The following is a 14,542-nucleotide window of genomic DNA, read 5'->3' on the forward strand; positions in this document are numbered from 1 at the left end:
AAAAAAAGGAGCAGATGCTCCTTTTTTTATTTATGCAGAAAACGCCGGAAATTTCTTAATATCTTGATACTGACGAATAATGCAGCCAAAGCAAACAGTGCAATTGCAAAGACCGTATATTTGAGGTTGCTCATGTCATTTTGATAAAACTGCTGAATATCTTGTTTGTTATATTCTAAAGCAGTTGCTTTGCCAGTCCGGCTATCTCTGAACTGGATTTTTTCAATATAGAAGAGATTTCCCGCTTTAATTAAGTCAACGCTCTGGATTTGTCGGGTATGCGATTGATTGTCTTCATCGCTACATAAAGCGCTGTAATGCTCACAATTGATTTTGGCCACATAACCATTTCCTGCAATCAGAATAAAAATGGCATTGTCCGGTCGCTGGTTATTGGACACCAATACATACTGCTCCCCGGTTGAACTTTGTAAGGGAATGCTGGTGGCTTGCTGATAATGCTGTTCTGCTTGCAGAATTTCCTGAATTTTAGCAAAGCAGGTAAAACATAAGGACAACGTGATCAGAAAAATCACGCTGGCAAAACAGAGACGAAAAATGGTTTTGACAGTTTGATGCATGGGAGAAAAATTCAAAATAGAATGATGGGAAAGCAAAAGCCGAGTGCTGATCTGTATGTTAAATCATCATTCGAAAATACTGAAAAGAAACTTAACTCAATTCGATAAAAAAGCGGACTAAACTTGTTTTGCCAGAATACCTTGCTATTTAAATCTCTATTTTAACAACGCCTCTCGGCGCATAGTGCTCCATATCGCCCGATTTTAGGAAACCGAATGGGAAATTTCTTTTTTCTTCAGCTACTCACGGTGGTCTTTGCTCTGTCTATTGCCACGACCATGTTTAATAAGCGCGTTTTAGGCTTTCCGCAAGCGATCGGTGTCCCTATTGTCTCTGCAATCTTTGTTTTCATTTTGCAGTGGGGCGCCAGTTTACTGCATGGTAATCCATTCTTTAGCATCAATATTGACAATATCGAGCAGGCTGTTCGTCACGTCGATTTCTATGACTTTCTGATCAATGGTGTGATCTGTTTTATCCTGACTTCATCTGCGCTGAAGTTTAAGGTCTCAGATTTGCGTAACCACTGGCGGCCGATCAGTATTTTGGCTGGTCTGGCTTTGGTGTTCTGTGCAGTGTTCTTTGGTGTGGTGTTGTATGGTTATCAGTTCCTGATTGGTAAACATGTTGACCTGCTGGTTTTGCTCTTGCTAGGGGCGGCCTTGGGCGCCACAGATCCGATCGGCATCAAAGGCGTATTGAGTTCGGTTCGCGCACCGCATCATTTGATTGTCAAGCTTGAAGGTGAGTACACTATAATTAGTAATATGGAATTTTCGATAAAGCATTGAAATACATTGGGATATTGAATCGTATTTAAAATTCCATATTTCTATACTTTTTATTGATAAAATCAGCATAAAAACAATAATAAATTCCATATTTTATGCTAATTGCATATTTTTATCTTAATGGATATACCGTGCTGTTTGGCCGTTGATAGTAATTCTTCTCCTACTTGGATAGTAAGTGGCACTTAACTATGTTAGAGGTGGTCCCACTTCTTAAGTTGACAAAAATAACTAATGATGCGAAAAGGTTTTTTTAGTTAACAGATGTTCACACATGCCTAGAATTGTTTCTGTACCACTTAGTTTAGAACAGCGAGAACGACTCATTTTTCTGGTCAAGCATGCAAAACATTGGCGTGAAAGGCAACGTGCCCAAACTATTCTCTGGCTTTCCGAAGGTAAAAGCGTTGCGGAAGTTGCCACTCTACAAGAACGTATCCCAGAAACCATAAGGCTACAACGCCGACGTTGGGAATTGTATGAGTTTGAATCGATTAAAGAAGGTCATCGCTCAGGTCGACCCAATACATTGATCTCAGACTATCAGGCGAAAATCCTAGATTGGGTCAATACAAGTCCACTCAATGCAGAACAAATCCGAGTCAAACTACATGAAGAATACGAAGTGTCCGTGTCTGTTGAAACCATTCGTAAGTTTTTACGTGATTCAGGTATGGTCTTCAAGCGTACCCGTCATAGCTTGAAAAAAAAGAGATCCGATTGCATTTGAACAAGCAACACAGCAGATTGAAGAATTACGAGAGCAAGCGGCACGTGGTGAAATTATATTAGGTTATGTTGATGAAACAGGATTTTCATCTACACCTGATAACCGCTATGCGTGGACAAAGATAGGTGATGTTCATGCGGTTGATGCAATAAGATTAAAACGAGTTAATGTCATGGGGTGTTTGCTTTCAACGGGGAAACTGGTGACAAGCTGTTTACAAGAGTCAGTGACAAGTACTTGGTTTTATGCCTATTTAACTGGAATAGCTCAACGAGTAAAACAGACATATAACCTTCCATTGGTTCTTATTGTTGATAATGCCTCGATTCATAGAAGTAAAAAGATGGCTGATTACAGAGAGCTACTTAAAACTAACTTTTCGACGAATCTGTATTTTATTCCAGCTTATAGCCCTGAGTTAAATCGAATCGAGATGGTATGGAAGCAGATGAAATATTATTGGCGAGATTTTCAAGTCATGACAGCTGACAAAATAGAGCAATGGGTGGAGAAAGTATCAAACCAATTCGGAAAAGAATACATGTTTACTTTTTAATGGATACTTATAACGATCTTCTACCAACATAAGTAATTAACTTTGTAATAATTCCATATTTATAATTCTACAGTAAAATTCCATATTGGTAAATGTAGAGTAGGCGAATCACTGTTTAATGATGCAATGTGTATTGCCTTATTTATGACCTTGCTCAATGTTCTGCAAGGTGAAAACTTTACGGTACTGGCAGTGCTGCAAACCTTGCTTTATGAAATTGTCGTGGCGGTGCTGATTGGTCTCGGATTCGGTTTTGCGATCTTGCGGATTTTGCGCGGTAAGCATGAAATGGAATCTCTGATTTTGACCACGGCCTTGCTGGCTTGTGGTTCCTATCTGGTGGCTTTGCTGGCACATGCTTCCGCGCCAATTGCCTGTGTGATTGGTGGTTTGATTGTTGGCAATAAATGGAAAGAAATCCTGGCAGATGCTGAAATTGGTGACGTTAATCATTTCTGGCATACGGTTGAGGGAATTATCAATTCATTCCTGTTTACCCTGATTGGTCTAGAATTGTTTATTCTGGACTTGAGTACCAGTCTGGTTCTGGGCGGAATGGTGGCTTTTGTGATTCTACATCTGGCCCGTTTTGCAGCCAACTATCTGGCCTTTGCCATGTTCCCAAAAGTCAGCAAGAAAAGCTATAACGGCAGTTTGACCATCCTGTCTTGGGGCGGAGTACGGGGCGGGATTTCTTTGGCCTTAATTCTGGCGGTCGCCAATGTTCCTCAGCTGGAAGCCTATAGCAGTATTCTGGTGGGCTATACCTTTATTGTAGTGCTATTGTCCGGTGTGGTATGTGGCTTGGGCCTGCCTGCGGTGATGAATGCGTTTTATTATAATCCCAATGAAGAGACGCAGGGCTTTAAAGGCTGGTATCAACGCATGTGTCATAAAATGAATCGTAAGGGTTTTCGCTATATTGTTGGAGAAGATGCCAAAGGAAATGAGACTATTACTATCTTTCAGCCAGAAATTCTGATTGATCAGAAAGATGCAGAGGGCGTTGCCACGGTGCATCATCCAGATAAAGTTCAGGAAGTAAAAAGACTGGAAAATCCGGATAATTTCTAAAGATAAAACTTAGAAGATCAAGAGACTGTTAGATTGGTTTTTATAGTGAGATGAGAGCTTGAATCAGCGTATTTCATCAGGCTTAATCACTCTCCTATAGCTTTTTTACTGGGGGTGAATTGTGATTTTTGATTTAAATAAGCTATTAATGAGATGAAAATGACCCAGACAAGTTCAGCCAGTCAGGAAATGGCAGAAATGATTTTGGCTGTGGTCAATCAGATTCCGTATGCCAAAGTCGCCACCTACGGACAGATTGCTAGACTGGCAGGTTTACCCAAACATGCGCGATTGGTCGGACGGGTATTAAGTCATCTAGATTCGGACACTGATATTCCTTGGTATCGGGTGATCAATGCCCAGGCGAAAATCAGTGTGAAGCAACTGGACGAACATGGCCAGAATATCCAGCAGCAAAAACTCATGCAGGAAGGAATTTTTCTTAAAGGTGATCGCTTGGATTTAAAACGCTATCAATGGGATGGTCTGGTCAAGATATAAAAAAAATCCCCACTTGGTGAAAAGTGGGGATTTTAAACATAACTTAGTTGCGAATCACCATTACTGGGATATCCGCTTGGCCGAGAATGCTTTGCGCTACGCTGCCAAGGAACAGCTTTTTGAAGCCCGTGCGACCATGGGAACCAATCACGATCAGGTCAGAATTTAAATCTTTAGCTGCTTTGACAATCTCGCTATAAATTACCTGACCCTCAAGGAGCTGTGTATCCACTTCAACACCGGCACCAGAGAATTTTGCTTTGGCTTCATCCAGCGTTTTCAGGATGGAAGTACGGGCACGTTCAATCAGGTCATTGGTTTGTGCCGCAGAGATATATTCCGCAGCGATATAAGGGTCCAGTGCCAGCACTTGAACCACTGTGACTTTACTGTTAAATGCTTTGGCAATTTCTACAGCTTTATCCACTGCAGCATACGATGTTTCTGAACCGTCAACAGGTACTAAAATATGTTCAAAAGGCATTAGAATTCTCCTGAGGGGAATTTAGAGTTATAAAATTATGACGCGTTAAACCGGGTACGAATAGTTGTTTATACTTTGATCATAGCCTGTATTGTATAAAAATAAAACCAAGTAAATACATAGGTATAATGTCTAATAGATTAAAAAATGAAGCACCTGTTTAGAGCTATTTAATTGGGTGATTTATTTAGCCTAAGTTAATAATTTATATGTAATTAATGTGATAGCCTAAGACAGTGATTAATCACATCGAATAGAGGTCGGGTCTAATTTTATTTGCGGTGACAGCTGTTCATAGCGATTTAAAATTGTTTGAGTTTCACCTGCATAAATTTTTTGCTGTAGCTGCCGGATTTTATGTTCTGTCACATGTAAACGCGCACAATGTAATGCAATCTGATTTTCCCGGGTTACCGCCAGTCGTTGGCTCTGATCATATTCCGGATAGCGCTCGATTTTCTGCTGTGCTCTGCTGAGTTGTGCCAAAGACCTTTTCTGCTGCATGCTCATCAGTTGCTGCTGATTAATCCACTGTGCCACATCACGTCTGACGCCATTATAATCTACGAAAATAGGCGAGATGGTCTGGCAGGCACTCAGACTTGAAAGGCCAATGAGTAAAATAAATATTTTGATTTTATACATCTAATGATTCCTCGAAGAATTAAATGGTGCTATGAATGCGTGAATTACATACTAAAAAACCCTTTTTTGTTTAAAATTTAAAAGTTTATTCCGTATTTGCATAAAGACTGAACATTTGTTTTTTAAAATGCTTGACGATAGAAGCTGAAATTACGATAATGCGCACACAGTTTACGGCTATGTAGCTCAGTTGGTTAGAGCACCGCACTCATAATGCGGGGGTCACAAGTTCAAGTCTCGTCATAGCCACCATTTTAAAAGACCAAGCTCTCAGCTTGGTCTCTTTTTTTGTCTTTTAAAAAGCACTGCAAACTACAAAAAAATATTTGAAGCATCCACTAATTTTTAGTTTCCACAAAACATTATTTTTCCTTCTTGATGTTGGGGCTATTCTTCATTTTACTGCCGCATAAAAAAATCGCCCAAGCATTCCTTGGGCGATTCTGATTTACATCATTGAGAGCAGAATTTAGCTACCTGCTTTCCAGCCATTCACAATTGGATAACGACGCTCACGGCCATAAGAGCGTGAGCTGATACGTGGTCCAATGGCACCTTGGCGGCGCTTGTACTCATTGATATCAACCAGACGAATCACTTTTTTCACGACTTCAGCATCAAAGCCTTTGGCAATGATATCGTCTTGACTCATATCTTCTTCAATATAAGAGTACAAGATCGCATCTAGAATGTCATAGGCAGGTAAAGAGTCTTGATCGACCTGATCTGGACGCAGTTCTGCTGAAGGTGGACGGGTAATCACACGTTCCGGAATCACTGGAGTTTCTGAAATGCTGTTACGATATTTCGCCAGTTCAAACACAATGGTTTTATACACATCTTTCAGAACTGCATAACCACCGACCATATCGCCATACAGGGTGCAATAACCGACAGCTAGTTCAGACTTATTACCGGTTGCCAGCACCAGATTACCGAATTTGTTAGATAGGGCCATCAATAAGGTGCCCCGTGAACGTGCTTGCAGGTTTTCCTCGGTAGCATCGACTGGAGCGTTGCCAAAGAACGGGAATAGCACCTGCATAAAGCCGCTTACCACTGGATTGATTTCGGCAATACCGAAAGTCACGCCCATATTTTTGGCTTGAGCCGCTGCATCTTCCACACTGATTTGTGCGGTATAGGTATAAGGCATCATCACAGCTTGAACTTTGTCTGCGCCAAGCGCATCTACAGCAATCGCTAGGGTCAGGGCAGAGTCAATGCCGCCAGACAGTCCCAGAATCACACCTGGGAAGCCAGAACGCTGTACATAATCACGTGTAGCCATGACCAGGCTTTGATAAATCTCAGCCATGGTGTCTAAAGCAGGTGCAATTGCACCTTTGCTGAATTGCAGTTGTTCAGCATTAAATTCTGCAATTGCCAGATTTTCCTGGAAAGTTGGTGCCTGTAAAGCCACCTCGCCAGATTTGTTGAGCACAAAACTGGTACCGTCAAAGATCAGATCATCTTGGCCACCGACCTGGTTACAGTACACCAGATTGATATTTAGCTGTTTGACCAAGGCCGCCATGGTTTCAATGCGATGTTGTGGTTTACCCACTTCATATGGCGATGCATTCAGTACCAAAGCTGTGTCGATATTCAATTTTGCCAGTTGCTGAACAGTGGCTAAAGACCAGACATCTTCACAGATCAGTACGCCAAATTTATGTCCAAGATACTCAAAAACCAGATGCTGATGACCTTCGCCAAAATAACGCTTTTCATCAAATACGCCATAGTTTGGCAACACTTGCTTGTTATAAACACCCAGTACTTCGCCATCTTTCATGACAGCAGCCGAGTTATAACGCTGACCATCTTCAGTTTGATTAACAAAACCAAAGACCATGACAATATCTTTTACTTCAGTCAGTTTTTCAAAAGCCGCTTTGGTGCGTTTCACCAGGCTCGGGCGAATTAATAAGTCTTCTGCAGGGTAGCCCAGCGTTGAAAGTTCAGGAAAGATAATCAGATCCGCTTTATCTTTTTTAGCCTGATTGGCCAGATCAATCATTTTTTGCGTATTTGCATCCAGATTGCCCACATGTGGAGAGAATTGAGCAATCGCAATTTTAAAACTTTTCATTCCAAGTAAATCCTATTCCTATAGGTTGATACACTAAATTACTGATTTTTATAATTCTAATTATTCAGTTGAGTGCACTTCGATATTCATAAAATGCCAAATGGCTTAAATAAAAAAACTTTTTATCGCATGATCATTGAATCTTAATCTGCGATGCAAAATAATCATACCGGCCTATTTTATCGAAATTTTATCGATAAGCTAGAGTTGATTTAGCAGAACAGGCATTGAGTGAAAAAAGTTATTATATAAAATTAGAAAATATGCTGATTTTTTATGCATCTAGGCTTATGTAGATTTAAAGACTGAAATCTAAATTTTGGCTTTTAAAATATGCCTTAGCTAGGCGAATTCAAACATGAGGTGCGACAGTTTGAAAAGTCTTATGATAATCAACAAGCTGAGCAAATTTCTCTAATGGTGTAAGCCAATCTAACGCTTTTCTAGGACGAGTATTCAGTGACATGGCAACTTGATTTAAATAATGCTGATCTGCCTGATTTAAATCAATCCCTTTAGGTAAATATTGCCTAATTAAACCATTCATATTTTCGCATGTGCCTTTTTGCCAGGGTGAATGTGGGTCACAGAAATATACATCTATGCCTAAATCTTCTTCAAGTATTTTATGTTCTGCCATCTCGCGTCCACGGTCATAGGTCAACGTTTTACGCAGTTCTGCAGGTAAATATTTCAGAGCTTCAGTTAAAGCCTTGCGCACTGATTCTGCCTTTGCATCAGGTAATGTTGCCAAGATACAGAGCCGTGTATTTCGTTCAATAAGTGTTGCTATCGAACTTTTATTGTCTTTACCTTTAATTAAATCAGCTTCCCAATGACCCGGTATTTTTCTTTCTTGAACTTCGGCTGGGCGCTCATGAATAGTTTTAATATCCTGTAATATAGAATCTTTTTTAGGTTCACCGTTAGCTTTTCGCTTTTTATTTTCATGACGCAGACAGGATAATAAGTCTTTTTTCAACTCACCCTTTGGTAATGCTCGTATCGTTGAATAAATCGTTGTATGGCTTACATTCATTGTTTGATCCAAATCAGGAAATGTCTTTAAACGCTTTGCTATTTGCTGAGGAGACCATAAACAACGGATCGCTTCAACAATAAATTTCCAGAGGATTGAATCGATTTTGAGTTTTCTGTGACCACGTCTACGTCTAGCGAAGGTGTTATCAGAAGCATATTGAGCTTGATAAACGTCATTGATGCTATTTCTTTTAAGCTCACGATAGATCGTACTAGGATGTCTTTTAATGAGTTCAGCAAATTTTCTGGCTGAAAAGCCTTCTTTTCTTGACTCAAGCATTAATGCAGTACGATCTTCAAAGTTAAGATGATGGTATGACAATTTTATATACTCCATAAACCCTTTAAATTAATTAGGTGGTTTATGTCGCACTTCAAGTTTTACTCTGCCCTATATTGTTTGGAATTAAACTGATTAAATATCATCTGTTTATTTTTGGATTTAAAATAATATTCGGAATTTTTTTTAGAAAAATATCCCGGGCAATATCGCCTTGTTGTTCAATATTGTAGGTTGAAAATGATTTGTTGGGATTAAATTGATATTTGTACGGATTATATTTTCCCAAGCTGAGAAAATAAGCACTTTGTAAAAATGCCCCTTTTAAAAGCACATTGATCCGGCATTGATGTTGATAAATATGCGCCATCTCATGAATAAATAGTGCCTGATAAGATAAACTCTCGCGCGAATAATCTTCGCGATAATTTAAATTGCGTACATGGATGTAGCCACTGGGCGCCATAATGACATGTGTGGATTGCCAGGGCAGGTAGGGGTGATTCATGATTTTAACGCGGGAATAGTCGATCAGGTTGCCAAATACTTGTTGGGAAATTTTGATTTCACCAGACGTTAAACTGCGGCACTTAAACTGTTCAAAACGAACCAGTCTCAAAATAAAGGGCAGAAAATACAACAGCATTCAATATACATCCTATTTTTAGGTGACTTAATCCGTGAATATGATTTTGATATATTCATTTTAAAACGTTTCAGGTCAATTTTTTGTAGGCTTTTGTCAGCACTAAAAAAACCACCCAAGAGGGTGGTTTTTTTGAGTCTTTCGACGCGGTTCGAATTAACGAACGATATCGCGTTGAACTTCGCCAGTATAAAGCTGACGAGGACGACCGATCTTGTAAGGACCGCTGTGCATTTCTAACCAGTGGCTGATCCAGCCAACAGTACGTGCAAGCGCGAAGATTACAGTAAACATTTCAGTCGGGATACCAATCGCTTTAAGGATGATACCTGAGTAGAAGTCTACGTTCGGGTAAAGGTTACGCTTGATGAAGTATTCGTCAGAAAGCGCGATACGTTCAAGTTCCATAGCCAATGCAAGCTGTGGATCATTGATGCCAAGTGCACCAAGAACTTCGTCACAAGTTTCTTTCATTACTTTCGCACGTGGATCGAAGTTTTTGTAAACTCGGTGACCGAAGCCCATTAGTTTAACTTCTTTAGTTTTTACTTTTTCCATGAAGCCAGCAACGTTTTCTACAGTGCCGATTTCGTCAAGCATCTTAAGAACAGCTTCGTTCGCGCCGCCGTGAGCAGGGCCCCAAAGTGCAGAGATACCAGCAGCGATACATGCATACGGATTCGCACCGGTAGAACCAGCTAAACGTACTGTAGATGTAGACGCATTTTGTTCGTGGTCAGCATGAAGCGTGAAGATACGGTCCATTGCTTTTGCAAGAATTGGATCAACTTTATAATCACGGTCTGCAGGAGTAGCAAACATCATGTGCAGGAAGTTTTCTGCATAACCAAGGTCGTTACGTGGGTAAACGAATGGTTGACCGATGGTGTACTTGTAGCTCCAAGCCGCCAGCGTAGGAATCTTCGCGATTAAACGAATTGCAGTGATTTCACGGTGGTTCACATCTTCGATGTCAAGGTTGTTGTGATAGAACGCAGACAACGCACCAACCACACCTACCATGATCGCCATAGGATGCGCATCACGACGGAAACCATTGTAGAAACGGCTAACTTGATCGTGAACCATTGTATGGTTACGTACTTTAGCGTCAAATTCTTCTTTTTGCTCAGCAGTTGGAAGTTCGCCATTTAACAATAAATAGCAAGTTTCCAAGTAATCAGCTTTAGTCGCCAATTGATCGATTGGGTAGCCACGGTGTAAAAGTACACCTTTGTTGCCATCGATGAACGTGATTTTAGACTCGCACGCAGCTGTCGCCATAAAACCAGGATCAAAAGTAAAGTGACCTGCAGCCAACACATCTTTAACGTCGATTACATCTGGGCCCAATGTGCCGCTGTAAATTGGTAGTTCAATTTCTTTGCCATCAAGCTGTAAAACGGCTTTCTTGCCAGTTGCTTCAGACATTCAATAGATCTCCTGTCCTGGTGAATGTATATCCGCTTTGTCTATCAATCTTTTAATGCACAAAACGGACGGATCAAAAATTTGCTATAAGATTAGTGAGTACTGAAATTTTGTCAATTATACTTATGGATGAAAAATGACGGCCGCACAGCGGTTTAGTCATATTCGCTCAGTATAAAAAGTTCAGTAAAATCACAGCATCAAACCTCTATAATAAGTCAAATTGATGCAGAGGTGCAGAAAAAAATAGACTGCTTGGGGCATTTGTAAGCGTTTTTTCCTAGCAAGAAATGCGGGTGAAAATGGTGAGAGATTAAGGTGAGCATGCTTAAAACTATATAAATCTCATAACTTACATCGTTTTTACCAAGTTGAATTTCAGAGGTAGAATTATAAATAAAAGCAATTAATTGAATTTTGAATCCGGTTCAATTGATTAAAAAGTAGCTTAATAAATGGCCAACTTTGCAGCAAAGGGAGGCAGTATAAAAATAAATGAATGATTTTTTGAATCTAAATGCTTCAAATTGATTGAAAAACCCATCATCTGATGCACTAAGTCGCTATTTAACATCAGGTTATCTGAATCACTGTGCTGCTGCTGAATTGGGGCAAGTGGTCTGTTAAATATAGGCGCTTGATTTAAATCTGAATTAAAAAGAGATTTAAATAATATTTGTGATGGAACTGTGCGTCTTTAGTCTAAAACTCAAACATGGTCCTGCAGGCTTAAAACCGAGTGAATTGATCATCTTAATTATTTAAAAACAATCATATAAATAGGAATTGAAAGGGCGGAATAATATATTAAGCCCGACTTATTGTTGTTAATGATTCTTATTTAATAGTTTTTTATCCAAAAAGCCAAATTCAGCCGTTTGTATTTTAATAGTTCACGTTTTATAATTCAGTGTCGTTTTGATTTTAGGCATGTATTTGCCTGAGAATGCCAGCTTTCCTTCGAATTAATTCCAACAAACTCCGGATGGAGTTTTTACTTACAGGATGCCCGCTGTGAAAAGCAACAGACCTGTCAATTTGTCCATGGGTCAAGTTTTAGAAGTAAACTTAAAATCACCCGTGGCTATTGCATCAATTCTACACCGTCTTTCAGGTGTTATCGTATTCTTACTCGTACCGGTCCTTCTATGGATTTTAGACAAGTCATTGTCTTCGCCTGAAGGTTTTGCGCAAGTTCAAGAAATCTTTAACGGTTTCATTGTCCGCTTTATTGTATGGGTATTTGTCGCCGGCATGATTTTTCACTTTATTGCGGGTGTTAAGCATTTACTTGCTGACATTGGCGTTGCTGAAGAACTAGAAAGTGGCCGTGTTGCATCTACTATCGCATTAATCTTGTCTGCAATCGGTATTGTTGCAGCATTTGTATGGATCGTACTCTAATGAAAAGCGCTACTGGTTTAACAGGTTCAGGTTCTCGCGATTGGTTTCTTCAACGTGTCAGTGCTGTAGTTCTAGCTGTTTATACCGTTGTTGTACTGGGTTGGATTCTACTGAATGGTGGTTTCAACTTTGAACAGTGGTACGGCTTTATGATGACAGTTCCAATGAAGATCATGTCTTTATTGGCGGTCTTATCTCTTGTTGCACACGCATGGATCGGCATGTGGCAGGTATTCACGGATTATGTGACTACTCGTCAAATGGGTCCTTCAGCTTCAGGTTTACGCCTTGTACTGACTTCAGCAGTGATCATTGCTGTACTTGCATATGCAATCTGGGCGATCCAGATTTTTTGGGCGAATTGATAGGAAACAATCATGGGCGCTATAAACCCTAAAGAAGATTACACAAATATTCCGCACGAAACTTTCGACGCTGTCATCGTTGGTGGTGGTGGTTCAGGTATGCGTGCGTCTTACCAACTTGCTCAAGCTGGTTTGAAAGTTGCGGTTCTGACTAAAGTATTCCCAACTCGTTCGCACACTGTTGCAGCGCAGGGTGGTATTGGTGCATCTCTTGGTAACATGCAAGAAGATAACTGGCACTACCACTTCTACGACACTGTAAAAGGTTCGGACTGGTTAGGTGACCAGGATGCAATCGAGTTCATGACTCGTGAAGCGCCTCAAGTGGTTTATGAACTTGAACACCTGGGTATGCCATTCGACCGTAATGCTGATGGTACAATTTACCAACGTCCATTCGGTGGTCACTCAGCAAACTACGGTGAAAAAGCTGTGCCACGTGCATGCGCTGCTGCCGATCGTACCGGTCACGCACTTCTTCACACGCTTTATCAAAGCAACGTGAAAATGGGCACTCAATTCTTCGTTGAATGGATTGCGCTTGACCTGATCCGTAACGAAAAAGGCGACGTTCTTGGTGTTACAGCAATTGATCAGGAAACTGGTAAAATTGCAGTATTCCAAGCAAAAGCGACTTTGTTCGCTACTGGTGGTGCTGGTCGTGTGTACCGTGCATCTACAAATGCTTATATCAACACTGGTGACGGTCTTGGTATGGCTGCTCGTGCAGGTATTCCATTACAAGATATGGAATTCTGGCAATTCCACCCAACGGGTGTTGCGGGCGCAGGCGTATTGTTGACTGAAGGTTGTCGTGGTGAAGGTGCAATCCTTCGTAACAAAGACGGCGAACCCTTCATGGAACGTTATGCACCAACTTTGAAAGACTTGGCGCCACGTGACTTCGTATCACGTTCTATGGACCAAGAGATCAAAGAAGGTCGTGGTTGTGGTCCTAAAGGCGATTACATCCTGCTTGATATGACGCACCTAGGTGCGGATACGATCATGAAACGTCTTCCATCTGTATTCGAGATTGGCAAGAAATTCGCGAACGTTGACATCACTAAAGAGCCAATTCCTGTAGTACCAACAATCCATTACCAAATGGGTGGTATTCCAACGAATATTCATGGTCAGGTGGTTGTTCCTGAGTCTCGTGAAACTGAAGCGCTTGTTGCTAACTACAACAAAGACACCGATGTTTACTCTACAAATGCCGAAGGTCGTGACTTTGCTAAGCCAGTAAAAGGCTTCTATGCAATCGGTGAATGTTCATGTGTGTCTGTACATGGTGCGAACCGTTTAGGTACGAACTCATTGCTTGACTTGGTTGTATTTGGTAAGGCTGCTGGTCAACATATCATTGAATATGTGACTAAACAGCACGATGGCGAATATGAGCCGCTTCCAACAACTGTGCTTCAAGAAACTGTTGAACGTATTCGTAAACTTGACGAATCGACTACCGGTGAGAATGCTCAAGACGTTGCTGATGCAATCCGTGATATCGTTCAAGACCACGCTGGTGTATTCCGTACATCTGCGCTTCTGGACGAAGGTGTGAAGCAGATTCTTGCAATTGAACCGCGCGTACGCAACATTCACTTGAAAGACAAATCTAAAGTATTTAACACTGCACGTATTGAAGCACTTGAAGTTGAAAACTTGTATGAAGTTGCGAAAGCAACGCTTATTTCAGCTGCAGCGCGTAAAGAATGCCGTGGTGCACATACGGTTGTAGACTTTGAAGAGTCTCCAGACCATGCTGAATACCCATATGGTCGTCGTGATGATGAGTGGATGAAGCACACTTTATGGTTCTCTGCAGACAACCGTCTAGAGTATAAGCCAGTTCGTTACCGTCCATTGTCGGTTGACGCGATTCCACCTAAACCACGTACATTCTAATCAGGA

General features: G+C 40.8%; 14 protein-coding genes, 1 tRNA gene and 1 pseudogene. 9 read left to right on the forward strand and 7 right to left on the reverse strand.

Annotated elements, in window-relative coordinates; genetic code table 11:
• Positions 1 to 26: 26 nt before the first annotated feature.
• Entirely contained in the window at positions 27 to 581 is a 555-nt protein-coding gene (locus tag F893_RS06720) for a hypothetical protein (protein ID WP_004730281.1), read from the reverse strand.
• 216 nt (positions 582 to 797) lie between these two features.
• On the opposite strand from F893_RS06720, the pseudogene F893_RS06725 reads away from it, so the two are divergent.
• The 5 genes and pseudogenes from F893_RS06725 to F893_RS06745 form a co-directional block, all read left to right on the forward strand.
• Positions 798 to 1,331, forward strand: a pseudogene (locus tag F893_RS06725) (cation:proton antiporter); the annotation flags it as partial.
• A gap of 316 nt (positions 1,332 to 1,647) precedes the next feature.
• Positions 1,648 to 2,103, forward strand: coding sequence for a helix-turn-helix domain-containing protein (locus F893_RS06730; RefSeq protein ID WP_004647755.1), 456 nt, complete (start codon positions 1,648 to 1,650; stop codon positions 2,101 to 2,103).
• A 16-nt stretch (positions 2,104 to 2,119) separates the two neighbouring features.
• Positions 2,120 to 2,659, forward strand: coding sequence for an IS630 family transposase (locus F893_RS06735; protein WP_228761479.1), 540 nt, complete (start codon positions 2,120 to 2,122; stop codon positions 2,657 to 2,659).
• 57 nt (positions 2,660 to 2,716) lie between these two features.
• Positions 2,717 to 3,733 (forward strand): cation:proton antiporter, encoded by a 1,017-nt coding sequence (locus F893_RS06740; RefSeq protein WP_262443118.1) that lies wholly within the window; start codon positions 2,717 to 2,719, stop codon positions 3,731 to 3,733.
• A 159-nt stretch (positions 3,734 to 3,892) separates the two neighbouring features.
• Entirely contained in the window at positions 3,893 to 4,234 is a 342-nt protein-coding gene (locus F893_RS06745; RefSeq protein WP_004730272.1) for an MGMT family protein, read from the forward strand.
• Positions 4,235 to 4,277: 43 nt separating this feature from the next.
• Here F893_RS06745 and F893_RS06750 read toward each other — a convergent pair whose 3' ends face one another.
• The gene (locus F893_RS06750; protein ID WP_004279425.1) at positions 4,278 to 4,718 is read right to left on the reverse strand and encodes a universal stress protein; all 441 of its coding nucleotides are present in this window, start codon (positions 4,716 to 4,718) and stop codon (positions 4,278 to 4,280) included.
• Positions 4,719 to 4,958: 240 nt separating this feature from the next.
• Positions 4,959 to 5,363, reverse strand: coding sequence for a hypothetical protein (locus tag F893_RS06755; RefSeq protein ID WP_004730270.1), 405 nt, complete (start codon positions 5,361 to 5,363; stop codon positions 4,959 to 4,961).
• A 175-nt stretch (positions 5,364 to 5,538) separates the two neighbouring features.
• Between F893_RS06755 and F893_RS06760 the strand changes: the two genes are divergently transcribed.
• Positions 5,539 to 5,615: transfer RNA gene (locus tag F893_RS06760), tRNA-Met, on the forward strand.
• Positions 5,616 to 5,832: 217 nt separating this feature from the next.
• Here the strand turns inward: F893_RS06760 and F893_RS06765 are convergent.
• The 4 genes from F893_RS06765 to gltA form a co-directional block, all read right to left on the reverse strand.
• Positions 5,833 to 7,458, reverse strand: coding sequence for an NAD+ synthase (locus F893_RS06765; protein ID WP_004730268.1), 1,626 nt, complete (start codon positions 7,456 to 7,458; stop codon positions 5,833 to 5,835).
• A gap of 352 nt (positions 7,459 to 7,810) precedes the next feature.
• Complete coding sequence (locus F893_RS06770) at positions 7,811 to 8,779, reverse strand: IS30 family transposase (RefSeq protein ID WP_081398964.1); 969 nt, start codon at positions 8,777 to 8,779, stop codon at positions 7,811 to 7,813.
• 142 nt (positions 8,780 to 8,921) lie between these two features.
• A complete protein-coding gene (locus F893_RS06775; protein ID WP_004730266.1) occupies positions 8,922 to 9,425 on the reverse strand; it encodes a hypothetical protein in 504 nt (167 codons plus the stop codon).
• A gap of 156 nt (positions 9,426 to 9,581) precedes the next feature.
• A complete protein-coding gene (gene gltA, locus F893_RS06780) occupies positions 9,582 to 10,856 on the reverse strand; it encodes a citrate synthase (protein ID WP_004279429.1) in 1,275 nt (424 codons plus the stop codon).
• 1,005 nt (positions 10,857 to 11,861) lie between these two features.
• Here gltA and sdhC point away from each other — a divergent pair.
• Genes sdhC through F893_RS06795 form a run of 3 tightly spaced genes read left to right on the forward strand, consistent with a single transcriptional unit; the run spans position 11,862 to position 14,536 of the window.
• Positions 11,862 to 12,260 (forward strand): succinate dehydrogenase, cytochrome b556 subunit, encoded by a 399-nt coding sequence (gene sdhC, locus F893_RS06785; protein WP_004279430.1) that lies wholly within the window; start codon positions 11,862 to 11,864, stop codon positions 12,258 to 12,260.
• On the forward strand, positions 12,260 to 12,625 hold the full coding sequence (gene sdhD, locus F893_RS06790; protein WP_004279431.1) for a succinate dehydrogenase, hydrophobic membrane anchor protein: 366 nt from the start codon (positions 12,260 to 12,262) through the stop codon (positions 12,623 to 12,625). The genes sdhC and sdhD overlap by 1 nt, the downstream gene beginning before the upstream one ends.
• Positions 12,626 to 12,637: 12 nt before the next feature.
• Entirely contained in the window at positions 12,638 to 14,536 is a 1,899-nt protein-coding gene (locus tag F893_RS06795; RefSeq protein ID WP_004646289.1) for an FAD-binding protein, read from the forward strand.
• Positions 14,537 to 14,542 lie beyond the last annotated feature (6 nt).

It is taken from the genome of Acinetobacter sp. CIP 102136, assembly GCF_000369685.1.
GTDB lineage: Bacteria > Pseudomonadota > Gammaproteobacteria > Pseudomonadales > Moraxellaceae > Acinetobacter > Acinetobacter fasciculus.